At 68.7% G+C, this 23,742-nt stretch carries 29 protein-coding genes, 2 tRNA genes and 2 pseudogenes; 13 read left to right on the forward strand and 20 right to left on the reverse strand.

Translation table 11 applies throughout. The features are described 5' to 3' along the window. The first annotated feature begins 86 nt into the window (after nucleotides 1-86). Both ACSDR0_RS37490 and ACSDR0_RS37495 read left to right on the forward strand, forming a co-directional pair. Nucleotides 87-1,772, forward strand: coding sequence for a PQQ-dependent sugar dehydrogenase (locus ACSDR0_RS37490; RefSeq protein ID WP_435293701.1), 1,686 nt, complete (start codon nucleotides 87-89; stop codon nucleotides 1,770-1,772). A gap of 210 nt (nucleotides 1,773-1,982) precedes the next feature. Then, nucleotides 1,983-2,261 carry a hypothetical protein gene (locus ACSDR0_RS37495; protein ID WP_435293702.1) on the forward strand — a complete coding sequence of 93 codons (279 nt, stop codon included), beginning with the start codon at nucleotides 1,983-1,985 and terminating at the stop codon, nucleotides 2,259-2,261. Nucleotides 2,262-2,664: 403 nt separating this feature from the next. Here ACSDR0_RS37495 and ACSDR0_RS37500 read toward each other — a convergent pair whose 3' ends face one another. Genes ACSDR0_RS37500 through ACSDR0_RS37510 form a run of 3 tightly spaced genes read right to left on the reverse strand, consistent with a single transcriptional unit; the run spans nucleotide 2,665 to nucleotide 4,709 of the window. Continuing rightward, a complete protein-coding gene (locus ACSDR0_RS37500) occupies nucleotides 2,665-3,279 on the reverse strand; it encodes an MSMEG_1061 family FMN-dependent PPOX-type flavoprotein (RefSeq protein ID WP_435293703.1) in 615 nt (204 codons plus the stop codon). Between the two features lie 15 nt (nucleotides 3,280-3,294). Continuing rightward, nucleotides 3,295-4,065: a siderophore-interacting protein gene (locus ACSDR0_RS37505; RefSeq protein ID WP_435293704.1), complete on the reverse strand. Its 771-nt coding sequence runs from the start codon at nucleotides 4,063-4,065 to the stop codon at nucleotides 3,295-3,297. Nucleotides 4,066-4,097: 32 nt separating this feature from the next. Further along, nucleotides 4,098-4,709, reverse strand: a complete 612-nt coding sequence (locus ACSDR0_RS37510) for a TetR/AcrR family transcriptional regulator C-terminal domain-containing protein (protein ID WP_435293705.1) — start codon at nucleotides 4,707-4,709, stop codon at nucleotides 4,098-4,100. Between the two features lie 513 nt (nucleotides 4,710-5,222). Here ACSDR0_RS37510 and ACSDR0_RS37515 point away from each other — a divergent pair. Continuing rightward, nucleotides 5,223-5,840 carry a DUF6461 domain-containing protein gene (locus ACSDR0_RS37515; protein ID WP_435293706.1) on the forward strand — a complete coding sequence of 206 codons (618 nt, stop codon included), beginning with the start codon at nucleotides 5,223-5,225 and terminating at the stop codon, nucleotides 5,838-5,840. Nucleotides 5,841-6,015: 175 nt separating this feature from the next. Here the strand turns inward: ACSDR0_RS37515 and ACSDR0_RS37520 are convergent, their stop codons facing one another. The 3 genes from ACSDR0_RS37520 to ACSDR0_RS37530 form a co-directional block, all read right to left on the reverse strand. Continuing rightward, on the reverse strand, nucleotides 6,016-6,423 hold the full coding sequence (locus ACSDR0_RS37520; protein WP_435293707.1) for a nuclear transport factor 2 family protein: 408 nt from the start codon (nucleotides 6,421-6,423) through the stop codon (nucleotides 6,016-6,018). Between the two features lie 331 nt (nucleotides 6,424-6,754). Continuing rightward, nucleotides 6,755-6,828: transfer RNA gene (locus ACSDR0_RS37525), tRNA-Met, on the reverse strand. A 1-nt stretch (nucleotide 6,829) separates the two neighbouring features. Next, nucleotides 6,830-6,910: transfer RNA gene (locus tag ACSDR0_RS37530), tRNA-Tyr, on the reverse strand. A 424-nt stretch (nucleotides 6,911-7,334) separates the two neighbouring features. On the opposite strand from ACSDR0_RS37530, the gene ACSDR0_RS37535 reads away from it, so the two are divergent. Further along, nucleotides 7,335-7,517 (forward strand): hypothetical protein, encoded by a 183-nt coding sequence (locus ACSDR0_RS37535; protein WP_435293708.1) that lies wholly within the window; start codon nucleotides 7,335-7,337, stop codon nucleotides 7,515-7,517. A 694-nt stretch (nucleotides 7,518-8,211) separates the two neighbouring features. Continuing rightward, nucleotides 8,212-8,340 carry a hypothetical protein gene (locus tag ACSDR0_RS37540; RefSeq protein WP_435293709.1) on the forward strand — a complete coding sequence of 43 codons (129 nt, stop codon included), beginning with the start codon at nucleotides 8,212-8,214 and terminating at the stop codon, nucleotides 8,338-8,340. Nucleotides 8,341-8,343: 3 nt separating this feature from the next. On the opposite strand, the gene ACSDR0_RS37545 is transcribed toward ACSDR0_RS37540, so the two are convergent. The 8 genes from ACSDR0_RS37545 to ACSDR0_RS37580 form a co-directional block, all read right to left on the reverse strand. Next, the gene (locus ACSDR0_RS37545; protein ID WP_435293710.1) at nucleotides 8,344-8,637 is read right to left on the reverse strand and encodes a hypothetical protein; all 294 of its coding nucleotides are present in this window, start codon (nucleotides 8,635-8,637) and stop codon (nucleotides 8,344-8,346) included. Nucleotides 8,638-8,821: 184 nt separating this feature from the next. After that, entirely contained in the window at nucleotides 8,822-9,037 is a 216-nt protein-coding gene (locus ACSDR0_RS37550) for a hypothetical protein (protein WP_435293711.1), read from the reverse strand. Beyond that, the gene (locus tag ACSDR0_RS37555) at nucleotides 9,009-9,287 is read right to left on the reverse strand and encodes a phosphotransferase (RefSeq protein ID WP_435293712.1); all 279 of its coding nucleotides are present in this window, start codon (nucleotides 9,285-9,287) and stop codon (nucleotides 9,009-9,011) included. The genes ACSDR0_RS37550 and ACSDR0_RS37555 overlap by 29 nt, the downstream gene beginning before the upstream one ends. 341 nt (nucleotides 9,288-9,628) lie before the next feature. Further along, nucleotides 9,629-10,873 (reverse strand): NAD(P)/FAD-dependent oxidoreductase, encoded by a 1,245-nt coding sequence (locus tag ACSDR0_RS37560; RefSeq protein WP_435293713.1) that lies wholly within the window; start codon nucleotides 10,871-10,873, stop codon nucleotides 9,629-9,631. A 150-nt stretch (nucleotides 10,874-11,023) separates the two neighbouring features. Beyond that, the gene (locus ACSDR0_RS37565) at nucleotides 11,024-12,604 is read right to left on the reverse strand and encodes a PucR family transcriptional regulator (protein ID WP_435293714.1); all 1,581 of its coding nucleotides are present in this window, start codon (nucleotides 12,602-12,604) and stop codon (nucleotides 11,024-11,026) included. A gap of 55 nt (nucleotides 12,605-12,659) precedes the next feature. Beyond that, nucleotides 12,660-13,001, reverse strand: a complete 342-nt coding sequence (locus ACSDR0_RS37570; RefSeq protein WP_435293715.1) for a TraR/DksA family transcriptional regulator — start codon at nucleotides 12,999-13,001, stop codon at nucleotides 12,660-12,662. A gap of 83 nt (nucleotides 13,002-13,084) precedes the next feature. Continuing rightward, nucleotides 13,085-13,702: a rod shape-determining protein gene (locus ACSDR0_RS37575; protein ID WP_435293716.1), complete on the reverse strand. Its 618-nt coding sequence runs from the start codon at nucleotides 13,700-13,702 to the stop codon at nucleotides 13,085-13,087. A 531-nt stretch (nucleotides 13,703-14,233) separates the two neighbouring features. Next, nucleotides 14,234-14,611, reverse strand: coding sequence for a hypothetical protein (locus ACSDR0_RS37580; RefSeq protein ID WP_435293717.1), 378 nt, complete (start codon nucleotides 14,609-14,611; stop codon nucleotides 14,234-14,236). 302 nt (nucleotides 14,612-14,913) lie between these two features. Here ACSDR0_RS37580 and ACSDR0_RS37585 point away from each other — a divergent pair, with 302 nt between their 5' ends. Then, the gene (locus tag ACSDR0_RS37585; protein ID WP_435293718.1) at nucleotides 14,914-15,060 is read left to right on the forward strand and encodes a hypothetical protein; all 147 of its coding nucleotides are present in this window, start codon (nucleotides 14,914-14,916) and stop codon (nucleotides 15,058-15,060) included. A gap of 188 nt (nucleotides 15,061-15,248) precedes the next feature. Here the strand turns inward: ACSDR0_RS37585 and ACSDR0_RS37590 are convergent, their stop codons facing one another. Both ACSDR0_RS37590 and ACSDR0_RS37595 read right to left on the reverse strand, forming a co-directional pair. Further along, nucleotides 15,249-16,202 carry a phosphotransferase family protein gene (locus ACSDR0_RS37590; protein WP_435293719.1) on the reverse strand — a complete coding sequence of 318 codons (954 nt, stop codon included), beginning with the start codon at nucleotides 16,200-16,202 and terminating at the stop codon, nucleotides 15,249-15,251. Nucleotides 16,203-16,355: 153 nt separating this feature from the next. Then, nucleotides 16,356-16,586, reverse strand: a complete 231-nt coding sequence (locus tag ACSDR0_RS37595) for a hypothetical protein (protein WP_435293720.1) — start codon at nucleotides 16,584-16,586, stop codon at nucleotides 16,356-16,358. 59 nt (nucleotides 16,587-16,645) lie between these two features. On the opposite strand from ACSDR0_RS37595, the gene ACSDR0_RS37600 reads away from it, so the two are divergent. The 7 genes from ACSDR0_RS37600 to ACSDR0_RS37630 all read left to right on the forward strand — a co-directional run bounded on the left by ACSDR0_RS37600 (nucleotide 16,646) and on the right by ACSDR0_RS37630 (nucleotide 20,548). Further along, on the forward strand, nucleotides 16,646-16,786 hold the full coding sequence (locus ACSDR0_RS37600) for a tyrosine-type recombinase/integrase (protein WP_435293728.1): 141 nt from the start codon (nucleotides 16,646-16,648) through the stop codon (nucleotides 16,784-16,786). A gap of 559 nt (nucleotides 16,787-17,345) precedes the next feature. Continuing rightward, the gene (locus ACSDR0_RS37605; RefSeq protein ID WP_435293721.1) at nucleotides 17,346-17,942 is read left to right on the forward strand and encodes a hypothetical protein; all 597 of its coding nucleotides are present in this window, start codon (nucleotides 17,346-17,348) and stop codon (nucleotides 17,940-17,942) included. 133 nt (nucleotides 17,943-18,075) lie between these two features. Beyond that, nucleotides 18,076-18,609, forward strand: a complete 534-nt coding sequence (locus ACSDR0_RS37610) for a LamG-like jellyroll fold domain-containing protein (RefSeq protein ID WP_435293722.1) — start codon at nucleotides 18,076-18,078, stop codon at nucleotides 18,607-18,609. Further along, entirely contained in the window at nucleotides 18,576-18,857 is a 282-nt protein-coding gene (locus ACSDR0_RS37615) for a hypothetical protein (protein WP_329424198.1), read from the forward strand. The genes ACSDR0_RS37610 and ACSDR0_RS37615 overlap by 34 nt, the downstream gene beginning before the upstream one ends. A 183-nt stretch (nucleotides 18,858-19,040) precedes the next feature. Beyond that, nucleotides 19,041-19,352, forward strand: coding sequence for a hypothetical protein (locus ACSDR0_RS37620; RefSeq protein ID WP_435293723.1), 312 nt, complete (start codon nucleotides 19,041-19,043; stop codon nucleotides 19,350-19,352). A gap of 24 nt (nucleotides 19,353-19,376) precedes the next feature. Beyond that, the gene (locus tag ACSDR0_RS37625) at nucleotides 19,377-19,688 is read left to right on the forward strand and encodes a transposase (protein ID WP_435293724.1); all 312 of its coding nucleotides are present in this window, start codon (nucleotides 19,377-19,379) and stop codon (nucleotides 19,686-19,688) included. Nucleotides 19,689-19,753: 65 nt separating this feature from the next. Continuing rightward, nucleotides 19,754-20,548 (forward strand): hypothetical protein, encoded by a 795-nt coding sequence (locus ACSDR0_RS37630; protein ID WP_435293725.1) that lies wholly within the window; start codon nucleotides 19,754-19,756, stop codon nucleotides 20,546-20,548. Between the two features lie 81 nt (nucleotides 20,549-20,629). Here ACSDR0_RS37630 and ACSDR0_RS37635 read toward each other — a convergent pair whose 3' ends face one another. From ACSDR0_RS37635 to ACSDR0_RS37650, 4 genes and pseudogenes are all read right to left on the reverse strand, one after another. Next, complete coding sequence (locus tag ACSDR0_RS37635; RefSeq protein WP_435293726.1) at nucleotides 20,630-20,872, reverse strand: hypothetical protein; 243 nt, start codon at nucleotides 20,870-20,872, stop codon at nucleotides 20,630-20,632. A 39-nt stretch (nucleotides 20,873-20,911) separates the two neighbouring features. Further along, a complete protein-coding gene (locus tag ACSDR0_RS37640; RefSeq protein ID WP_435293727.1) occupies nucleotides 20,912-21,271 on the reverse strand; it encodes a phosphotransferase in 360 nt (119 codons plus the stop codon). 443 nt (nucleotides 21,272-21,714) lie between these two features. After that, nucleotides 21,715-23,038 (reverse strand): annotated as a pseudogene (locus ACSDR0_RS37645) (IS256 family transposase). Nucleotides 23,039-23,269: 231 nt separating this feature from the next. Beyond that, nucleotides 23,270-23,572: pseudogene (locus ACSDR0_RS37650) on the reverse strand (IS110 family transposase); the annotation flags it as partial. Between the last annotated feature and the right edge of the window lie 170 nt (nucleotides 23,573-23,742).

Below are 23,742 nucleotides of genomic sequence, written 5' to 3' on the forward strand. Positions count from 1 at the left end.
CGAACCGATCACGGTGTTTGAGGTTCCGCGGCCCGCGTGCCTACGGTGCTGACATCCGCACAGTGATCCGGTCAAGGAGTCCATTCATGCGCGCCCGCGTCATCCCGGCCCTGATTCTGGCTCTGCTCGCGCTGGTCGTCACCGCCCCCGAGGCCCGCGCCCAGGTGGTGGGCGGCTTCGACTTCTCCCGGGCGCAGGTCTCCGTCACGGGCCTTCAGGTTCCCTGGGGCCTGGCGTTCCTGCCCGACGGCAGCGCGCTGGTGTCCGAACGCAACACCGGACGCATCCTGCAGGTGCGGCCGGGCCAGACGCCCACGACGGTCGCCACCGTCAGCGGGGTGAGCGCCTCGGGTGAGAGCGGCCTGCTCGGCATCGCCGTGTCGCCCACCTACGCCCAGGACGGCTGGGTGTACGCGTACTTCACCAGCACCGCCGGGGACAACCGCCTGGTCAGGCTTCAACTGACCGCGCCCCAGACGCAGCCGGTGGTCTTCTCCGGGGTCCCGAGCAACACCTTCCACGACGGCGGCCGCATCGCCTTCGGGCCGGACGGCATGCTCTACGTGGCGACCGGCGACGCCGGCAACACCGCGAACGCGCAGAACGTCAACAGCCTCGCCGGGAAGATCCTGCGCATGACGCCCACCGGCGGTGTGCCCGCGGACAATCCGATCGCGGGCTCCCGCGTCTGGACCTACGGCCACCGCAACGTCCAGGGCCTGACCTGGGACTCCCAGGGCAGGATGTACGCCGCCGAACTGGGGCAGAACACTCGGGACGAGATCAACCAGATCGTCGCGGGCTCCAACTACGGCTGGCCGACGTGCGAGGGCACCTGCACCAACCCCTCCTTCCGCAACCCGATCGTCACGTGGACGACCGCCGAGGCGTCGCCGAGCGGGCTGGCCTGGGCCAACAACACGCTCTTCGTCGCCGCGCTGCGCGGCCAGCGGCTCTGGGCGGTGCCGCTGACCGGCGCCGGCACGCCCGGCACGCCGCTGGCCGAGTTCCAGTCCGCCTACGGGCGGCTCCGCACGGTCGCGGTCGGGCCGGACGGCTGGCTCTGGGTGACGACCAGCAACCGGGACGGCCGCGGCAGCCCGGTGGCGCAGGACGACCGCGTCGTCCGCGTTCCACCGGCCACCACCGGGGGTGACACCACCCCGCCGACCGCACCGGCCGGCCTCGCCTCGTCGGGGACCACCTCCACCGGCACCACCCTGGCCTGGACCGCCTCCACCGACAACGTGGGCGTGACCGGCTATGACGTCCTGCGCGCGCCGGGCGCGTCCGGTGGCGCCTTCACGCAGGTGGGGACCTCGGCCACCACCTCGTTCGCGGAAACCGGGCTCACCGCGAACACCACGTACCGCTACCAGATCCGGGCCCGCGACGCGGCGGGCAACCTCTCGCCGGTGTCGAACACGGCGACGGTCACCACCACGGGCGGCGGGGGCACCGGCGGATGCTCGGTGACGGCGGCCGTCCAGGCACAGTGGGGGAACGGGTACGTGGTCCAGCCGGTCACGGTCGCCAACGCCGGCACGTCCGCGATCAACGGCTGGACGGTGACCTTCACGCTGCCGAGCGGCCACGCCGTCACCGGCTCGTGGAACGCCACGCTGACCACCGACGGGCAGACCGTCACGGCGAGGAGCACCGGGCACAACGGCACGCTCGGTCCCGGCCAGAGCACCACCTTCGGCTTCCAGGCGAACCGTCCGAACGGCAACACCCAGACGCCGTCCGGCTACCGGTGCACGAGCCCCTGAGTCCCACCCGCGCCTGAGAGGACGGCGCGCCCTCGGCGGCTCCCCCGCCGCCGAGGCAACGCCGCGGCCGACTCCGGCCGGCCCGCCCGGAGCCCAGCGCCGGACCACGAGCCGCCTTGCTCTCCTCCATGGAGGGCGAGGCGGCTTTTCCCTGTCTCAACGCCCTTCGTAGGCTCGCCCCGGTATCGCACGACCCGGGGGGACTTACCGATGACCGCTGACTACGACATTCCGGAAGATCTACTGGAAGCCCAGCGCGCCTTCTACGCCGCGGACGCCCGCGTGCGGGCCGCGGCGGACGCGATGCCACCGTCGGTGGCGGTGCTCACCGGGGAGGCCAAGGTCAGCGAGGAGCAGCGCAAGGAGTTGGCCGACGCGCGCGCCGAACGGCTGCGCCTCGTCGACATCTTGTACCGGCACCCCTGGTTCCAGCAGGTCGACGACCCGCACAAGGCGCGGATGGCACTCCAGAAGGCGGCCCGGGGCTGAACACGCGAACGCCCCGCCCGATCTTCGGACCGGCGGGGCGCTTTCGCCGGGTGCGGGCTCAGCCGGTGCGGCACCTCACCCAGGCGGCGATCAGGCCCTGCCATCCCGAAGATCAGGATGGCGTGGATCACAGGGTTCTCCTTGATGGCCGCCACATCCCGCACAGCGAATACGGCAAGGCCGAGAACCGGGTACTGGGAGCAGCACGACACCGTTGCCTACCGGCTCCGGCATTGGCGGTGACGAACGCGGTCGCGAGGACGACCACCAGGCCCGAGGCCGGTCCGTCGGGGGGACCGGGCCGCGCGTCGGGACAGGCCGCGACCCCGACCACCACGCCCGCGACCGTGAGCCCGGCGGTGAGAGTGATCGGCCTCACCACCGGGACCGACATGAAAACGGCTCAGTACGGGTCGCGGGCCGCGCGGTTGAGGACGGCGTCGAACATCGCGGCCGGTAGTTTCAATCCGGCCTGGCTGCGGGCGATCTTTCCCGCGCTCGGCACCTCTCCGCGCTCCGGCCAACTGCCCGTATCCCACAGCGACGAGCGGGCGAAGGCCCGGCTGCAGTGCAGGAACAGTTCCTCGACGCGTACCTCCACGGCCAGTCGGGGCGTTACGCCCTGCATGGTCATCCGCTCCAGGTAAGGGGCTTCGGCGACTATTCGGGCGTGGCCGTTGACCCGCAGGGTCTCCCCCGATCTGGGCACGAGGAACAGCATTCCGACGTGCGGGCGCTGGAGGATGTTCTCCAGGCTGTCCAGGCGGCGATTGCCTTTCCGGTCGGCGAACGCCAGGGTGCGGTCGTCGAGGACCAGGACGCCTCCGGGTGGGTCGCCGCGGGGCGAGACGTCGCAGGTTCCGTCCTCCGCCGAGGTCGCCAGCAGGAAGAACGGGCTCAGTTCGATGAAGCGGCGCGACTCGGCGTCGATGTGGTCGATGCCCTTTCCCGCGATGACGCGCAGCGGCGGTTTCACGTATTCGCGCAGTTCCGCGGTCGTGCCGATTATCTTCGTCACACTTTCTCCTACCGGTCAGCCGGGACTGGAGCGGCCGTGCCGCCAGTAGCCGATGAACGCGATGTCCTTTTTCTCGATGCGTCGTTCGTTGACCAGGTGGCGGCGCACGCCGGTGACGAGCTTCGCCTCGCCGGCGATCCAGGTATAGGAGGGCGTGCCCAGGTCGGGGGTCTTCCGGACGGTTTCAAGGGCGAGGGCTCCGGGGATCGTGCCGGCGCCGTCGCGAGGCAGCCATTTCACCTGTACGCCCACAGGGCTTTCGATTCGGCTGCGGATATCAGCGGTCTCCGGAACCTCCAGGAAAACGTTCCCGGTGAGGGCGGCCGGAGCAGTCGACAGAATGGACAGGATCGCGGGCAGCGCGCTCTCGTCACCCACCAGCAGTTGCCGGTCGGCGCCGTCGGGCGGCAGATAGCTGTAGCCCTCCTCGAAGATGCCGGCCGGGTCGCCGGGGCGGGCGCGGGCGGCCCAGGCGGAGGCGGGCCCCTGGTCGCCGTGCAGGGCGAACTCGATGTCCAGTTCCTGCTTCTCGGGCCGGTGGTCGCGCACGGTGTAGTTGCGCACCCACGGGCGCCGGGAGGCGGGCTGCAGCAGCGTCTCGGCCATCCAGGCGTCGTTGTGCAGGCTCGGCAGCCACAGCCGGGCCTGGCCCGTACGCGGAAAGAAGAGCCGCACGGCGTGGTCGCGGCCGGGGCTGGTGAACCCGGCGAGGGCCGCACCGCCGAGGGTGAGCCGGTTGAACGACGGGCTCACCCGGACGTTGGCGCGGACCTCCAGCGGGATCATGCGCCGTTGCCTGGACCGCTTGACCTTCGGGATCACGCCTGGGCCGCCGCGAGCCGCAGGCGTACGCCGTCGAGAAAAAGCTCCAGGCCGTACCCGAAACGCTCCTCGGGGTCGGCCTTGATCACGCCGTCCATCACGCGGTGCAGTTCCGTGTCGGCCAGTGCCGCTCCGCGCTGTTCCCAGTCACCGGCGGTGCGCTGGGCCTGCTCCTCGATCGTGTGACCGAGCACGTAGTACATGGTCGCGAAGATCACCCAGCCGACCCGGTCGAGCGGGAAACCGGCGTCGATGAGGATTCGCGCGGCCTGCTCGCCGCCGCGTACGGTGTTCGGCTCCACCACGTACGTGCCGGCGACCACGCGGGCGCCGTCACGGTGGGCGAGCAGGGCGCGGCGCGTGCGGTGGGCGATCTCCCTCAGTTGCGCGTCCCAGGGGCCGGGGGCGAGCGGGGTTTCGGTGATCTCGCCGACGATCCGGTCGGCCATGGCGCCGAGCAGCGCTTCCTTGTTCTTGAAGTGCCAGTAGATGCCGCCGGCCTGCACTCCGAGCCGCGCGCCCAGCTTGCGCATGGTCAGCCCGTCGAGGCCGTCGGTGTCGAGCAGGGCCAGGGCCCCGGTCACGACGTCCGCCCGTTTCAACTGCATACGCGGAGTCTCGCACAAAACCTGAACACCGTTCAACCCTAACAGCGTTCAAGTAAGCGACAGCGGGCTCGCGCGCTTCCGCGGGCCGGTGAGGACATCTCCGGAAGAGCACGCGACCGGTCTCACCCTGACGGCGAGATCAGGCCCGCGCTCACCAAGGGCGCCCAGGCCATGGACAAGATCCTGAAAAGGCAGAGCCGGTCCGCGTGACCCGGTGGCTCCCCGTCCGGCTCCCGAAGATCGGAAAAAGGGCTCCGGAGAAACTCCGAAATCCCTGCCGACCAGCAAACCCTGGTCGGGGCGACAGGATTCGAACCTGGACCCCCTCGACCCCCAGGAACCCGAGCAGGGGCGCAACCAGGGCCAAATACCAGCCCTGACCTGCAAAGACCGTCCCTGGTCGCCTCCCGGCGCCCGGCCCCGTCCCCGGTCGTTGCCACCCGGTTGGTCACTCACGCCTACGTCTTCCGAAACGCCGTCCCCGCCGGTGACGGCTGTCATCATCACACGTAAGTGATCAAGGGAGACACGGTGACGAACTCATGCGAAGAATTCGGCTGGCTTACAAAACACGGCCCGTTCCATGACATCTCCTGTGTCACCTTCGCCCGATCCCTCAGCCCTCGCGAGGCGCTGACGCGTCTCGGCGCGGACAGCAGCGGGATCGAAGAGGTGACCTTTGAAGAGCACCAGGAACGAACGATGGAGTACATCGACTCGGACAACATGCGCACCAGCTATGTGGGCGCACTGGAGGTGAACGGCTGGACCGTGCTGATCCAGCTCTGGACTGGATCGATCGGCCTCAACGAGCTCCTACTGCGCAGCCTCTCCCAGTCGACCGAGGTCGTATCCATCTATCGCAACCTCCATGCCTCGGACTATTTCGTCTACGCGGTCGACGGTGAACAGATCACATGCTTCGATCAGCTGGTTCCCGGTACACGCTGGGGCAGTGATCCAGACCGCTTGGCCGGCAAGATGCGCGAAGTCGGCCTGTCCTGGGAGGGGCCCGGCGGCGATGCCCCGTTCCCACGGTCCTTCGCCCTGGCGAAAAGGATCACCGGCCTCTCCTTCTCCGAGGACATGCTGAGCACGCGATTCCTCGGTGCCGCGGTTCGTGACCGGTGACCGGTTTCGCGTCCATGCGGCCGGCCGCGGTGACAGGCAAAGAGGTCAGGCGCTCATGGGGTGGCGAGTCAGCGGTTCGCGCACGTGGGGAACATCGGCGTAGTGCTTGAGAGGGGCCAGGACCACGCGGGCGCGCCCGGTCGATGTCGCCCATCGACCTGACGGCTCGATCAGCTCAATGGTCGCGGCCCGGAATGGGCTCAGCCGGCGCAGCGCGCCCAGCAGGCGCGGGGAAGGGGTCTGCGAAGTACTGGGTCTCGTGCGTTACGAGACCATCGGTGATCTCCATGACGCTGAGCGAGTATGTGGGCACGCCGTCATAGGTGATCACGCACTCGCTCACCCAAAGGTCGCCGGCGCCCAGGATCCGTCGGATGGCGAAGTGGCGTTCGGCCGAGTGCCCGCCGCGTTGCGCCTGGATCCTTGACCGGCCTCTGAAGCGCTCGCCCGACTGCGGGTAGTCCAGAATCGCGTCCGCAGCGTAGATCGCGTGCTCAGCGTCGAGGTCCCCGCGTTCGGAGGCCTCCCAGTGCCGCTTGAGCCGAGCCCGGATATCGGCTTCAGGATCGATCGCGCCGTTCACCCGTTAGCCCCTCATGATCAAAAGGAATGTCGTCGGCTCGCATGACAGATGTTATCGAGGGTTCTCGCAGGCCGAGGGGCGACATACCAGCCCCCGCCGGCGCCACCCGCGGTTTCGCGTACGGCTGCGCGCGGGTGGGAAACCCCGGAAATTTTTGATCTCGCTGCCACGGGGTGCGACGGCCAGATGCCCCACCCCTGCCATGGCAGATGCCACGGGGGTGCAACGCAGGAGTGCCAACCCTGACCCGTGACCCCTCACATGTGGCCCCTCCGCGAGAGTGCCACCCCCGGGCGCCCAGACCACAGCCCGCATGATCGACACCGAGACGTACCTGCACCAGGATTCGAACCTGGGACCTCCGCATTATGAGTGCGGCGCTCTCACCGACTGAGCTATGCAGGCGTGCAGGAGGACGGAGTCGAACCGCCACAGCCGAAGCGTCCGGGTTACAACCGAGTGAGCTCACCACGTGCTCAGCCCCTGCGCGTTGAGGTGAGACTACCGAGCGAGCCCCCGCGGTCTCACCTCGTTTTCGCGCGCGTCAGACATGTCCGGCCCCGACCAGGATCACCGGAACGCGTTGACGGCACGGAAGGAGCGACAGAGCTTCCGCCGCACCGGCGATTCCAGTCAACCATGAAGATAACGCCCCTTTCGGGTGAAACCCTTCCCGACCAGCTAAAACCTGGTCGGGACGACAGGATTTGAACCTGCGACTCCTTGCCCCCAGCCACGAGTGAGAAATCTGGGGAGATCTGACGGGGAGCCTCCCATCTGGGGAAACCTCCGGAGAGGTCAGAAGCGGTCGGAACCGGTTCGAAGGCGTTGGCGGCGAAACTGGGGATCGACACGGCCGAGACGGTGCGCACCTGGGTGGGCAGGAGTTCCCTGGCTGGGACATCACCCGTGTGGCCGAGCCGTCCACCCCGGTCTGGCACGCCGTTCTCCGCACCGCGCCGACCGACCAGCAGAAGGCGGCCGGGGTGCCGGCCGAGCTCATGCGGTTCTCCGCGGAGGCGCTCGCGACTGCCTTGGCCACTCAGATGGAGCGGATACACCGGGCGCGAGCCGGCCACACCTTCACTTCCTGAACTCCCCGCGGGCGGTGGCGCGCACACCAGGGGCCGCCTGCGGGGGGTGAGCGCGACCGGAGCGACGCCTCAGGGACGGGCTCCCTGTGAACGCCAGCCGTGATCGGCGCCTCCACCTTGACTCGTCCTCAGGTGGGGGCGCCGCTACTTCGTCAGCTCTCATACGCATATGCACCGGAATGCGGAGACACTCGGTAAGCTTGGCTAACAAGGCGTTATGCCGCTAACTGGAGTGATGTCCCCTCCTCCCGGCCGCCAGCTCACCCCCGAGCAGCTTGCTGAGCGCTTCAACCTCGACTCGGTGCACGGCATCCACCGCAACACCGCGTCCGGCGACTGACCGGCCCACAAGGTGCTCGGCAAGCTGCGCTTCTCCCGAAGACGTGGCCGAGATCGAGCGGCTGATCACCCACCCCGCCACCCGGCGGCGGGAAGCAGCTCCCCCGCCGCCGAGGTCGCGCGGCGCCCGGCAGGCGGCGGGCAGCGGGCGGGTTCATCGGCCTCACCGACATACCGGACGACAAACGGAAGCCGCAGAGGAAAGCGTCCACATCGCCGCTGCGGAGCACAGGGTTCGAGGACCTGCTCCCTCGCCCGATCCGCGACCGCAGAGGGTCGGACCCAACATGACCACAACCAGCATGCTCCCCGCCATCAAGGCGATGTCGGCCCGGCCCGTCCGCCGGAGCGCCTGATGGCCGCGCCGATCGTCATCGACAAGCACCGGCTCGCCGAGCTCCTCGGCTGCCGGGCGACCTGGATCGAAGATGAGTGCGCAGCCAAGAAGATCCCCCACCTGCGGCTCGCCCCTCACACCTGTTGAAGCTCAGGGGATGTACACCTCGTAGTAGAAGCCCGCCAGATAAGGGCCACCCCCGCGGAACCAGTGACAGTAGGCGAGCCCGGTGTATTGACCGTTCTGCGCAGCGTCCTCGTAGGCGAGGTCGCAGGCGGCCAGGGTCTGGTAGGGGCCCTGCAGGTACCAGTCCGGTGTCGGCCAATTCGCGGCGACCGCGGCCGCGCTGGTCTGGGTGGCGGCGAAGGCGGGTGCGGTACCAGCCAGGACACTGGCGCCCAGCGCCACGGCGAGTACAGCGGAATGTAATCGGCGGATCTTCATTGTGGGTGACTCCTCACATCCGGGAAGGAGAACACCTTCAGATGAGCACCGGCTACCGGGCTTGAGGAGATACTGGTTCTCCATATTGCGGCTCTATGGTGCGTCTTCTCGCGAGCGCTTTCACAGGTCTTAATGACGGCACCCCGCCGGTCTTTGGACCGGCGGGGCGTTTTCGCGCTGCGGCTCAGCTGGTGCGGTACTCCACCCACGCCCGGCACGCCGTCGCGGTCCGCAACCGCTTCGCCCTCAGACACTGCGGCCCGGTCTCGGCCATGCGGGCGGCGAACAGGGCTCGGATGGCGGCGAGCGCGGTCACCGCGTCCCCGACAGCTGAACTCCACGCGGGCACCCGGGTGGCGACGTTCTCAGCCTCAGCGGGCGTGTGGCCGGCGTCGATCATCCGCGGGATGAAGAACGCCACATCGACCCGGGGGGGCGCCCTGGCAGGCCATCGACCAGTCGACGACCCGGCACCGGTCGCCGTCGACGAGCAGGTTGCCCGCGTGCAGGTCCGCGTGCAGCAGCGCCGCCCCGTCGAGCTCGCCCGGGTTGAGCGCTTTGACGAGCGGCCCGTAGCGGCCGTACTCGGCCGGAGCCTCTGCCAGGAGCGCCTCGGCGTGCCGGAGCAGCGCGGCGGCTTTGACCGTCACGGACAGCGCCCCGCCCGCCACATGGCGTTGCGGAGACGTATGTGTCGAAGGCGAACAGGCACCGGGCGTCGGCGGTCTCGGCCCGGCGGCGCAGGTTACGGTCGGTGACGAGGGTGATCGCAGGCGGGAGGACGGCCCGGCCTCGGCCCGGTGGCGGAAAGGCCGGTCCGCATCGAGCCGGTGGCGGCTGCACCGGCCGATCCGCTCGCAGTTCAGGCAGTCCGCAAGAGCCGCCTGCGGGATCGGCCGGTGCAGCCGCCAGGCCGCCGCGCGGGGTGCGGCGCTGCCCGTCCGCTCGTCGTGTCGGCGCGGCGGGCTGGACGGTTTGTGCGCGGTCCGCGTCAGCGGAGGGGGTCGAGGTCGGCCAGGGCGGCGGGTTGCTTGCCGGTGGTGATCTGCTCGGCCAGCAGCCTGCCTGTGATCGGGCCGTGGGCCAGGCCCCACATGCCGTGGCCACCCGCCACGTAGACGGTGGGGGCCACCGTCGCGCCGACGAGCGGCCGTCCGTCCGGAGTGACGGGACGGGGCCCCACCCAGACGTCGGTACGCTCCTCCCAGTGCACACCCCGCAGGAGCGGCCGGGCGGAGGCGATGATGGCCTCCAGCCGGGCGGGCACCTGCGGGGCGTCCGGGTCGCGGAACTCCATGGTGCCCGCCACCCGCAGCCCGTTGCGGTACGGCGTGCACGCTACCCGCTCCTCGGGCAGGTAGATGGGGCCGGGGACAGGATGGTCGACCGGCACGGTGAAGGAGTAGCCGCGGCCGGCCCGCACCGGGACACGCACGCCCCACTGCCGGGCCAGGCGGGGCAGCCAAGCGCCGGTGGCCAGCACCACCGCGTCGGCGGACAGCACGGTGCCCTTGGCTGAGCGGACGATCACCTTCCTGTCGTCGGTGCGCACCTCGTCGACCTCGACGGCGTACATGGTCGCGCCGCGTTGCATGACGGCCTTTCCCAGGGCGTGCACGAAGGCGCCCGGGTCGACGTAACGCTGGCCGTCGATCCGCACCCCCGCTGTCAGCGCCTCGCCGACGAGCGGGGCCTGCTCGGCCAGCCGGCCGCCGTCCAGCACGGTGTGCTCGACCCGCTGCCCGGCCGCCTGTAGTCTGCGCAGCTCGCGCAGCAGGCTCTCGGCCTGACGCGGCGTACGGAACGCCGCGGTGATCGGCGCCGCGATGACGGGTGCGGACACACCGTTGGCGGCGAGCACCTCGTAGGCCTCGACGCATTCGTCGTTAAGCGGCAGGTTGGCGCGCGCGGCGCGGGTCCACGACCGCCAGTGGCTGTTGGCGGCGAAACGGGCCAGAAAACTCCACAGGCCTGGATCGAAGCTCATGGGCACGTGCAGCGGCGCGGCCGGGTTGAGCAGCGAGCGCAGGCCGTAGCGCAGAACAGTGGGTTCGTTGAGCGGGATGGCCAGACCAGGCGCGATCCAGCCGGCGTTGCCCCAGGACGCGCCGGCCGCCACGCCGCCGCGATCGATCACGTCAACCCGGACGCCGCGCTCCTGCAGGAACCACGCGGTCGACAGGCCCACGATGCCCGCGCCCACCACGATCACCGATCGTGGCCAGTTGCCGACCATGCCAACCTCCAACAAGTACGAATGTCGATGTCCTGGCCAGCATGGTCCGGGTGGCGACCAGCGGCGTTGTGAGCGGGCGACAATCGCGGCGCCACCGTTGTCGATCCGGCACAACGCCGGCACCGGGAACGGTGATGGGTCTTGAACAGGTCACCGGCGGGGTTCGTCCTCCAAGGCGGCCAGCATGATGGTCATGGCCAGGCGCTGGCGGGTGTCGTACAGGTCCAGCGGACCGAGCTCGCCCATTTTGCGCAGCCGGTTGCGGACGGTGTTGGGATGCACCGCGAGTCGCTCGGCGGCCAGGGTGAGGTCGCCCTGGCTCTCCAGCCAGGCACGCAGCGTGGCGACGAAGCGCGTGCCGTGACGGGTGTCGTGCCGCAGCAGCGTGCTCACCGGCCCGCGGGCCGGAGCCCGACCGGTTCGCGCGGCCGCGCGCAGCCGCCGCAGCAGGATGTCGTCCCAGGACTCGTCGTAGGCGGGCGGGGCGGCGCCGGGCTCGGCGCTCTCGTGCAGCGCCAGGCACTCGTCGGCTTCCTGGCGGCCGGCGGCCAGGTCCGCCGCCTCGGCGGGTGCGCCGATCCCGGCCGTGACGCGCACCCGGACGGGTAGTTCGGAGCGCAGGGCCGCGATCCACTGCCTGGCAGCCTCGGCCCGCTCGGCCGGCAGGATGGTGTAAAGGGTGTCGCCGAGCAGCGCGCTGCGCCCGGGCCGGGACCAGCCGAAGCCGGTGGTGGCCTGCTCGAGGGCCAGCAGCAGCGCCGCATGGCGATCGTCGGGGGTGTACGCGCGGACCGCGATGACGCGTATCCCCTGCGGGGCCAGGCCCAGCCGGCTGATCACCGTCGCGGCGTCGGCGCTGCCCTCCAGCAATCGGATGACCAGGTCGGACTCCACCTGCCGCTCCAGGTCGGCGCTGGCCCGGGATCGCAGCAGATGCAGGGCGACGGTGCGCGCGCCGTCGGCCAGCGCGCGGCGGTGGGCGCCCGTCAGCGGGCCGGCGCAGCTGACCCACACCGAACCGAGCAGCTCGCGGCCGGCCCGCACCGCCACCGCCATCCGTCCGGTCAGGCCGTGTCCGGCATCGGCGGGGACGAACACCGGCTCGTCCGTCGCCGCCAGGCGGGCGAACACTTCCTGTTGCTGGAACAGCTCGCGCAGCCGTTCCGGGACCCGCCGTCCGAGGATGGTCTCCACCCGGGCCGGATCTCCCGCCTGCTGGGAGCGGGAGTAGGCCAGTACCCGCGAGTGCCGGTCCTCGATGGTCACCGCACCGCCGATGACGTCGGCCAGGTTGTCGGCCAGGGCGAACAGATCGGTAGGGCCGCGTCCCGAGGCGGTCTCGCGGCTCTCCAGCACCAACCCGTACACCACGCCGGCCAGCTGACTCCAGGAGACAGCGGGGTCGGCCAGCAACACGGCCACTCCATACCGGTCGGCGATCGCGGCGGCTTCCCGCTCGACGTCCGCGCCGCTCCCGCTCTCGCTCTCGCCGCCGGTGCCGGTTCGGACGGGGCGTACCAGGACGGCTGTGGCCTTGGCCGCGGCTGCCCACTGGACCGCCTCGGCGAGTGAGGAGGTTCCGACGGCGAGGAGCACGTCGCCCGCGACGTGGTGATCGGTGGCGTCCGGTATCGCCACGCTGCGCAGCCAGGTCGAGCGCGCCCCAGGATGGCCGCACAGTCGCACGCCGTACCCGCCGAGCACGTTCACCAGACGGTCCAATGTGATCATGGTCAGCTCCGGGTGGTTGAAAAGGGGGCAGACTGCTCCGCCCCCTTTCATGGTTTCAGGCGGCCTCGTGCCGTCGTTGGCAGTCGATGCAGGTGCGTGCCAGCGGCCGGACCTTGAGCCGTTCGAACGGGATGGGCCCCTGGCAGTGGGCGCAGCGGCCGTAGGTGTCGGCCGCCAGCCTGTCGCAGGCCTGGGACAGCTCCGCGACGGTGCGCTCGGCAGCGGTGATCGAGACGACCAGTTCCTGCCAGGTGCCGTCGGCGCCGCTGCTGTCCTGCTCCTGGGCCCGCAGGTCGTGCAGGTGCCTGCTGCGCTGCTCCAGCTGCTCACGCAGGTCCTGGCGCAGTGACTGGAGCTGCACGCTACTGAGATGTGATGTCGTGTGACTGTCGGTCATGATCATATGATCCTTTCCGTGATGGATCAGGAAGGCGCTGGGGAAGGAGCCCTCGCGCGGGGTCTCTTTTGCGTCGCAGCGCGTCAGCGGGCAGACGAGGTGAGGCCGGCCGCCAGGGCCGGCTGCAGGCACAGCCGCATCAGGCCGCGGACGGTGGCGTGCTGAGGCTGGGGCGCCGCGCTGACCGGGAGCCGCAGGGTGGCGCGCAGCCGGCGCAGCAGCAACTCCTGGTGCGCACCGCCACCGGTGACCACCACGCCCCGGGCGCGCGCGGCCGGGCACGAGATATCGGGCAGGCGGCGTAGCAAGCCCGCTGTCATGTCGACAACGTTTTCCAGCGCGTACGCGACCAACCCCACGCTGGTGGTGGCGCCGAGCTGGAGGGCGACCGCATCGGTGACGGCTCCCTGCTTGATGGCCACGGCCTCGACGATTCCCGCCCCGACGTCCAGCAGCAGGCAGGGCCGGGGATCGATGACGTCCAGGCCGACACCGACGGCGGCGGCCAGCGGCTCCTCCACCAGCCGCACCTCGCATCCGGCGATCTCGGCGACCGCGGCGCGGACCGCCCGGCGATCACTGGGCGAGGCCGCCACCGGCACCCCGGCCAGCACCTGCTCCAGCGGCTGAGGGTCGTAGTGGAGAGTGTCCCGCACCGCCATGCGCACCAGCCGCAGGCAGGCATCCGGGTCGGCCACCATGCCGTGCCGAATGGCCGCACCACGTCCCTTTCACCGGAGGTGGACGACCGCCTCACGATGCTCGAGGGCCGGTCGGCGATCGTGGGTCCGCATACGGTCAGCGACCGGGTGCGGGCGGTGCTCAGGTCGAGCGCCATCAAACGCCGGGTCGGACTCATTTCGTGCTCCACTCTGCCGCGCGAGGCCACGCGGCAGGAGCAGCGGACCGGTAGACGGCGGGTCGGTCCGGAGGCTCCAGCCGCGGATGGGCATGGACTGATGCGACAACGGCCATGACGATGATCAGCTCCCAGCGGACGCCGACAGGAAAGGTGGCAAGGCGAAAGCAGCTCGAACAAAGGAGCGGCTTCAGACGAAGACGGCCTGCCGCTTCTCCTGCCAAGGGGACAGTCGCAAGGCGTCTTCAGGGCGCGACGGCACGCCCGGGCCGGCGCCAGGGGAAAGCCTGGATGCGGGCGTGGGGGTGCGTTGGGTGCGCGTTGTCAGACTCCGCGGCGCGCGTGGCCACAGAGCCCGACGGGAAGACATCGGCTAGGTCAGCGGCGGGCTGCGCGATCCCGTGGTGCGGTGAGCCAGTTGTTGAGGCTCGCGCAGCGTATCCGCGTCCGAGCCCGGCGACGGCAGCAGCACCAGATGTGCGGATTCGCCGTGGCGTTCGCCGCGCATGGGCGGCCACAGGGACAGCACGTGGTGCGCGCGGGCGCTGCCCGCCTGCGGCGGCAGGCTGGACAGGTCGGCATCCCATCCGCCGAGCTCCCACGCCGGGCCGGAGGTCGAACTCTGCGCAACAGCCGGGCCGTCGCAGCTCGCCTTGCACGGAGCACCGGCCAGTACCAGGAACAACAGAACCAGGCCCATCACGCTGGTGAACGCGATGGACCCTTGTGGAGCTTTCCACGGTCCCGTCATAGGGCCGACCATAGCCCACCCCACCGGAAAAGACATTTCACGGCATCACCCGTGGTGGGCGCACCCGTGACGGCTTGGGAACGGTGGCCGCCGATACCCACCGTAACCACCCTGTATCCGGCCAGGAGGAGATGTCCCAGCGGGCTGCCCGCTGTCCTGCTCCCGATGTCGGCCTTCAGCCGGGCCCCGTGCTCCGGCACGGGCGCCACCCTCCACGACGCGCTCGGCGTGGCCAGCCCGACCCGCAGCAAGGGCCGGGCTGGTTCGTCACGGTCGTTTTCCGCGATGCCGACGCCTGTGACGTGCCTGTGGAGGACATCAGCGATCTCGTGGGATACGTCAGCACACACGTGACCGAGACGGTCTACCGTCACGAGATCAGGCCGGCGCTCACCAAGGGCGCCCAGGCCATGGACAAGATCCTGAAGAGGCAGAGCCGGTCCGCGTGACCCGGTGGCTCCCCGCCTGGCTCCCGAAGATCGGAAAAAGGGGTTACGGATAGTACTTCGCCGTCCGCGTACTGCGCCAACGCCCGCAGCAGATCGCGGACACGGGCGTCGTCACCGTCGCGCACCGCCCCCACTTGGTCGAGCGGTGAACGATGAGGCCGGGGCCTTGCGCCCAGGACCGTCTTGGCTCAGCCCAGCGCGTCCATCAGGGCGGTGACATAGGCATCCAGCCGCTCCTCCACGGTTCGCGTCGTCAGCTCCGTCCTCCCTGCTTCCCGCCATGGCCGCGCCACCGACTGCACTTCTTCCGAGCACGCCAGCCCGTCCCGGACCTGCCAGTACAGCCGCTCGCTCGCGGCTGCGGCCAGCAGCCCGCCGGCCTCCTGATACGCCTCGGCGAACCGCAGACCCCACGCGGGGCCGTGCAGCAGCGCGAGATTGGTGGAGCAGTGCGCCACATCGAGATCCGCCGGGCCCCAGGAGGTGGCCGCCCAGTCGACGACGCCGGTGATCCGGGCACCTGCCGGCTGTGGGGGCGGCACGTCGAACAGCACGTTGCCGGGCTGGAAGTCCCGGTGCAGGAATCGCCCTTCATAGGACGGCGCGGGCCTGCGGATCACGTCGATCGCCGCGGCCCATGCCGCCGCGTCTGCGCCCTTTGGAGTCACGACGGTGTCGGCGGTCGTCAACGCCACATACTCCCGGGGCCGCTCGGCGGGTCGCAACGCGTGGATCGCCACGAGTTGACGGGCCAGCAGAGGGACGCGCGCTTCCAATCCCTCATCGTCGAGGACCCTCCGGCCCGCCAGATGTGTCATGAGAAGCGACGGATACTCGCAATGCGCGGCGGTCGGATCAACCGCGACCAGTCCAGGAGCCGGCACGCCGGTCCCCGGGAGCAGGGTCAGTGCGCCTGCCTCCCTGTTCAGCCAGTCCTCGGCGTGCTCCACATTGACGAAAGTCCGTAGCACCAGGTCACGGGTGCCTTCGTCCTGCGTGCGGATGGTCAGCCTCCGCATTTCGGCAGTGATGCCGCCGTGCAGTGCCTCAGCTCTGACGATCCGTTCGCCGACCTCCAGGTGCCGGCTCACCCAGGCCAGTGTCAACGGTCGGACAGTCGCCACCTCATCGTGGTCGGTCACCGTGCTACCTCATCATCCGAATCATCCGAGCGGAGGCACGCGCGACGGCTTTACTGGACTCGAACAAGGCTCGATGATCCACATCCGGAGCCTACCCAGAGCCGCTCCGACCATGATGTACCCCGAGTTCGGTGGAGTCGGTTTGGTCGACTCTCATGCCGGCTCGATGCGGGTCTTCCATCGCTTACGGTTGAGCAGATCGGTCTGCGTCCGTCCCCAGAACGACTCGATGACGGCGTTGTCGAAGCAGTCACCGATCGATCCCATGGACGGGACCAGGCCGGATGCCTTGGCGCGCCAGGGATGCGCCCAGGAGGTGAACTGCACCCCGCGATCGGAGTGGATCAGCGTTCCAGGCGGCGGTGTGCGGTTGTGGATGACCATGCCGACCTCTCCTGAAGGGGGCGGAGGCATCACCACCGCGGTTCTCCGGGACACGCCCCATTGGAACGAAGCTCGGCTACGAGCACCTTCGCCATCATGATCTCCGCCACACCGGTCTTACCTGGATGGCCGACGCCGGCGTTCCCGTGCACGTCCTACGGAAGATCGCCGGTCACGGCTCGCTCACGACGACTCAGTGATACCTAGACCCGAACGCGCGCTCGATCGCCGATGCCGGGGAGGCGCTGAGCGCTCATCTCACGGTCCGGCGGTCCCCAGATGGTCCCCGGCTGCGGGTCGTCTAGGTGATCGCAAGTGACGAGAGGGGAATGCAAAAAGGCCCGTTGATCTGGACTTTCAACCAGACCAACAGACCTTTTCGATCTGTCGGGACGACAGGATTTGAACCTGCGACCCCTTGACCCCCAGCCACGAGTTGGGTGTCTGGGACGATCTGAGGGTGTCGGACGGGGAGCCTTCTACCTGGGGAAACTTCCGAGGAGGTCGGAAGCGGTCGAAGCCGGTTTGAAGGCGTTGGCTCCCCAAATTGGCTCCCATGACTCCCAGGACATGGAGTAGGCGTTTTAACAGCTCGATGGCTTTCAGGGTGGCTACAGATGACGTTTAGCACCCCAACGAGGCCAACACCGCCGAAAACTACCGGGTCTTCCCCTCCTCCGAGGAGACCTTCGAGTTCAACTCCTCGCCCAAACTGACCGTCACCACCTCTGTCCGGCCTCGGCTCCGACGATCACTGGCTTGATGGTGACCCCGGCGCAGAACGTGGCGGGCATCACCACGGTCACCTCGCTCACCCCGCAACTCGCGGCCACCGTCTCCGATACCGCGACCGGTACCTTGACGGGGACATTCGAGATCGAACACGACCCGGCCGCCACCGGGCAGGGCACCAGCCAGATCTGGGCAGGCAGCCTCAACAATGTCGCCTCTGGCACCCAGGTCGGCCTCACCGTTCCCACGGCGAAGCTGACCAACGGCTGGAAGGTGCGCCGGCGCGCCCGCGCGGCCAATACCACCGCCGCCACGCTCAGCTCGCCCTGGTCGGACTGGCAGGCCCTGACCGTCGACGTGCCGGACTCCGTCTCCGAACCGGCCGTGGGCGCGCTACAAGTCAATCCGTCCCAGGTCATCGATGGCCAGGTTTTGACCACCTCGCTCACCCCGAGCCTCCTGGCGCAGGTCACCGACCCCGCCGGGGGCAGGCTCAGGGCCGAGTTCAAGGTCGAGCACGACCCTGCCACCACGGGACAGGGCACCGGCCAGATCCGGGCCGGCGGCGTGGACAACGTCGCCTCCGGGGCCAGGCCGGCCTCGCCGTTCCGGCGGGGAAACTGACCGACGGCTGGCAGGTCCGCTGGCGCGCCCGCGCGGTCTCGCCCACAGTGGCATCGGCCTGGTCGGACTGGCAGGACGGCATCGTCCAACTGATCAAGCCTGGCAGGAGCCTCTCGCGCAAACGAGCGGACCCGTGATCCGCACCGACCAGAGTTTCACCGTTTCGGCTTGGCTTCGCTGGAACGACAAGGATGGCACGTACACCGTCATTGAGCAGAGGGGCACTGAGCAGGCGCCGTTCCGGCTCGGCAACGACTCCGAGCAAGGACTGGTTTTCACCTTCACGGACGCCGACGACTCCGGCGCCGTGGTCGAGGGAGTCCGGTCCGGTAGCGAAGCTCCGGCAGATGAATGGTTCCTTATCGCGGGTTCACGGAACAGTCATGGAAATGCACGGAGAGTCAAGGGGCGGGTAAGCGCAGTCAAGCGCACACCTATATACAGGGGCTCACTACGCGGCTCGCCCGGTACGGCCTGCTCTGTGGCTTCGCCGCCCGGCTGTCTCGTGTGCCCGATTCAGCTTCGCGCGCTTAGCACGGCAGTCCTCGGGCACATGCAGGACATCGGCCGCAGGTCCAGGCCGACCACGGAGGCCCCTCCGGGGCGACATGCCGTAAACCATTGGATTCACACGTGTCTGCATACGAATTTCCGAATGACCTGGTAGAGATTCAGCGCGACTACGAGCAAGCCGACGCCCACGTCGAAAAACTGGTCGCCGCTCTCCCCTCGACGATAGACATCATGACCGGCAAACCGAAGACCACCGACAAGCAGGAGGACGAAGTACAGAAGGCCCGCGAGGTGCGGCTGCAGGCGCAGGAGAAGCGCGACCAGCACCCGTGGCTGCAAGACATCGACGACCAGTACGCCGCCAGGATGCAACTGTGGAAGGCCGCGCGCTCCAGCGAGTGAAACTCCCCCGCCTGGCCACTCTTCTCCCCCGCTCTCCCCCGCCGCGCTGGCCTACTCGTCGACCACCAGGGCGGCCTGCACCGTGGCGGCAGCTTCGGCGTTCACCGGCATATCGCATCACGCTCTGGCCTCAAGGTCCGCGAAGCACTGAACGGGCGTTAGTGCCCCGGATCCAATGAGAGAGTGCAAATCCATCGGACATGGGGCAAGACGGTAGCGGTAGTCGCCGCCGCGGTGGGCACGGCAAGCCTGGTGTGGCTGGCGGCCGGGGCGCCAGGCCTCGACGGGCTGCGGTGGACGCTCGGCGCACTGCTTACTGTGGCGGTGACCGCCGTGGCGATAGCCGTGTTGCTCGGGCCGGTCGCCCGCCGGATGGCCGGCGAGCCTGGCCCGTTGACCGCCCGCGACCGTAAGCGGCTGTCGGTGAAGGACAGGATCGACACAGTCAACATTGAGGTGCCTAGCGGATTCCGGACAGTCGGCTACATAAGCTGACGAAAGTCCGGAAGAGGTAGGTACGTGACGAGGCATCGCAGGCAGTTCTCGCCCGAGTTCAAGGAAGAAGCCGTCCGCATGGTGCTGGAGGGCGATCACACGGTCGCGGCGGTGGCCCGGGAGTTCGGCATCAACGCCGGCACCTTGGGCAGTTGGGTGACTCGGCATCGGGTCGTGCACAGCCCAGATGAGCAGCCGGTCTCCGGGCCGGAGCGGACCCGGATCCGGGAGTTGGAGCGAGAGAACGCCGAGCTGCGCGAGAAGCTGGCGTTCCTGAATCTAAGGACTGTCCGGAATCCGCTAGGCACCTCACTCCAAAAGGCCGCTCGCGCCTGACGCGCGAACGCCCTGCCCGACCTCTGGCAGGATGATCTCCCCGCACCCCCACGAAGGACATCCTCATGAGGCGATGGCTCGCCCTCGCAGCCGCCACCCTGATCGCATCCGTGTCCACCGCTGTACCCGCAACCGCGCAGACCGACCCGCCAGACCCGGCACAAGCGGTCAAACGGCAGTTTCGAGCCCAACACGGTGTGCAGATCGCCGAGATCTCTCGCATGATCTTCAAGGACGCGACCTCGACCCGTGACCGGCTCGCCAGCAGGCTTCAGCTTGGCTCCGCTGGTCCCGTTGCCGTCGACACCTCTATGCATTCCGTGCTTGACGCGAAGAGCGCGAAGGCTGCGGAAACCAACGAACTGCTGGCCGACCTGGCAAGCCCGTTCCAAATGAGTGCTGTTAGCGGGTACCTGTACACCTCCGGCATCTACTCGCTACCTCAGGGCAAGACCTGGTCGAGGTCAGCGCTACTAAGGCCCGTCGTCGACTATGCCAGCCAGCAGGCGACGGTTAACGTGTTCGACCCGGCTGCCTTGAAGACCCTGTTGAGGGGAGCGACGGTCAAGCCGGTTTCTGGCGGGTTCTTCTACCAGGGCACGCTTGCCAAGTCGAAGATTTCTTGGCGTCTGTGGACTGATGCCACGGGTCTGCCCAAGCGATTGTTGACTAACAAACGGGTGGTCGACGAGAACAGGCTTACGAAGATCGAGAGGATTGACACCCGTTACACCGATTGGGGGATGCCACTTGTGGTTGTTCCTCCGCCGGCCGATGAGGTGATCGACTACGGAGATCTAGAAGATCCCTTCGGTTTCTCCGAGCCTAAGCCGAAGGAACTCATCAACACGGTGCAGTAGGTAGCAGGTAGCCCGATCCTGAACACGCGAACGCCCCGCTCGTTCTCCTCGCGGAGAGCGGCGGGGCGTCCGTGCTGCGGATCAGCTGGTGCGGTACTCCACCCATGCCTGGCAGGCTGCGGCGGTCCGTAGCCGCTTCTCCCGCAGATGTGCCGGCCCCGTCTCGGCCATACGGGCGGCGAACAGGGCACGGGTAGCGGCCAGCGCGGTCACCGCATCCTCGGGCGCTGAACCCCACGCAGGCACCCGGGCGGCGATCTCCTCGGCGTCGGCGGGCGCGGGTCCGGCGTCGATCAGCCGCAGGATCCACAGGGCCACATCCACCCAGGCTGCGCCCTGGCAGGCCATCGACCAGTCGACGACCTAACACCGGTCGCCGTCGACGAGGAGGTTGCCTGCGTGCAGGTCTGCGTGCAGCAGGACCGTCCCGTTGAACTCGTCGAGGTCGAGGGCTTTGACGAGCGGCCCGTAGCGGGCATACTCGGCCGGAGACTCCGCCATGAACATCTCAGCTTGCCGGAGCAGCGCGGCGACCTTGACCGTCACGGACGGCGCCTCAGCCCAAGGGCAAGGGACGGAGATGGCGGCAACCGCGTTCACCACGGCGGAGATGTGCGGGGAGCCGGGCGTCAGGTCCGCCTCCCGGCCGGGTGCGTGCTCGAAGAGCAGCAGGTGCCAGCCGTCCACGTCGTCGGCCCACAGCAGACGGGGCGCAGGGATCACCGCGGGGAGTGCCCGGTTAGCGGCGCGCTCGCGCAGCAGATGCCCCGCGACTGGCGGAGTCGAATGAGGAGCTTCTACCCGCGCAGACATCCCAAGCGCACTTGACTCCAACTGGCTCCCGAAGATCGGAAAAGGGGCTCCGGAGAAACTCCGAAACCCCTGCCGACCAGCAAAAAACCTGGTCGGGACGACAGGATTTGAACCTGCGACCCCTTGACCCCCAGCCACGAGTTGGGGGTCTGGGGAGATCTGACGGCGTCGGACGGGGAGCCTCCCACCTGGGGAAACTTCCGGGAAGGTCGGAGGTGGTCGGAGCCGGTTTGAAGGCGTTGGCTCCCCGGATTGGCCCCCTTGCTCCCCTGGACGTTTAGGGTAGGCGTTTTGGCAGCTCAACGACTTTCAAGGGATCACGAGGAGGATGTCCCGACGTTCGTGGAACTTGATCAGCGGTCCGACGGTCGGGCGATGTTTTCGTTGTAGCAGTTCGGGCTGGGATTCTGCGTCATGGCATGCCGGTCGAGAGCGGCGCGGAGTCTGGGCAAGTGCATGTGGCCGTTGACGCGGCGGAACTGTTTGGTGGCCTCGGCCATGCCGGCCGCGCACCAGCGCAGCGCCATCGTGCCGTCCTTCCAGTTCTTGACGTTGACGGCGTGATCGCGGCAGATCGAGATCATTGACTCGATGGGATTGGTCGAGCGCAGGGTGCGCGCCAGCATCGGCGGCACGTCCAGCCGCAGGATCGTGAGGGTCTCCTCCAGGCCCTCCCGTAGTGAGGCCGCGGCTCCGGGGTGGGTCTTGTCCAGTTCGGCGGCCAGGGCGGTGAGCATGGCTTCGGCGGCCAGTGGCGTGTCGGCGTGGTAGGCGTCTCGCATGCGTTTCTCGGCGGCGGCGCGGAGTTTCAGTGGCAGCCGGTCGCGGACGTTTCGGATTTTGTGAAGCTGGCAGCGCTGGATCACCGGATGGTCGAAGACGTCCAGCACCGCGCGGCGCAGCGCTTTGGAGCCGTCCAGTACCACCAGAATCGGCGCGGTGGCATCGAGGCCGCGTTCGCGCAGGCCGACGATGAGCTCGCGGGCCAGGGTGGCGTTCTCGGTGGAGCCCTCCACCAACGCGAGTGGGTGCAAGGTGGCCGTCGGTGCCGATCCCGAGCGCCACGATGCAGGTGTGCTCGCCGAAGTGCACTCCATCCAGCATCAGTGCGGCCAGCTGCAACTCGGCCAGGTCGGCCGACATCATGTCCGCGAGTGCGCGTTCGGTGGCGGCGACGAACCGCCGCGAGATCGACGATTTGGAGGTGCCGGTGGCGGCCTGCTCGATGCGGTCGCCGACCGGCTCCAGGCCGAGCTGGTAGCGGCGGGTGGACAGTTTGCCGAGCATCTTGCCCAGTGCCATCTCATCGAGGATCTCGGTGGAGGAGAACAGTTCGTAGGCCGGGATGGCGACCTCGCCGGTGCCGTCGGCGGTGCGCACCCGTGGGCGGCGGATCGGTAGCCGGCGGCCGCCGAGCACTACCGATCCGGCGTCGCTGCCATGCCGTACCGCGGTCCGGCCGGGGTTGTGCCGGCCCCGCGGCCTGCAGATGGTGGTGACGTTCTCGTCCAGGATCGCGAACATGACGGCCAGCCCGGACTGGACGGCCAGGGCGAGCAGGCCGTCTTTCATGGAGGTGGCGATCTGGTCCATGGCCACGCTGACGGTCTGTGGGACGGCCATGTTTTCGGCAACGTGCCGGGCGGGTCCGCGCTTGTTCTGGTAGGTCTTGATCACGGTCCCCGTCTCCATACTCGAAGTGATGTGGTAATCGCTCGAGACCTACCATCAGGTAGGCCGCGAGGCGGGGACCGCCACATCAAGTACGAGCTACGGGACAACCTCCGAGGTCTGCCACCTGACGGAGGGCCCGAGGTTGCGGGTTGTCCCGATGCACGTCGAAGTACTTTGCCATGCATGGGAGCTTGGAAGCGATGCTCTTCGCCACGATCCGTGGGGCTGCGCGGTTCATCCAAAACAGCCACCGGGCGGCAGACTCGCCGCCTCGCGCAGGGCCAGACGCGCGATGGCCAGCGCGTCGATGGGGTCGGACTTGCCGTGCTCGCGGCCACCGCGCCGTTCCCCGGCCATCATCTTGGGCGGCACGCAGATCACCTTCTCGCCTGCGGCCGGCAGGTCGCGGACCAGATTGCCGGCCACATGCCGAACATCCTCGACCGCCCAGACCCGATCGGTGCCGGCGAGCTTGTTCGCCCAGACCAGCAGTTGCAGATGCCCATCGCGCCGGGCGTTGACGGTCCGTTCTGCTGTCCTGCGACCCTGCCCTTGCCGAAAACCTCATCCGCCCTGGTGAGATCCGGTGTGTGAGGTGTCATGGGTGTTGATCGCGGCTGGGCTGTCGCAGGTCGCGTCCGAGATGCGGTGTAAAAGAGAACGAGCGTAGGTTGCCGTGCTGAACCGACCAAAGTTCGCACTACGCA

Origin of the sequence: Streptosporangium sp. G11 (assembly GCF_051192615.1) — a bacterium.
Lineage (GTDB): Bacteria > Actinomycetota > Actinomycetes > Streptosporangiales > Streptosporangiaceae > Streptosporangium.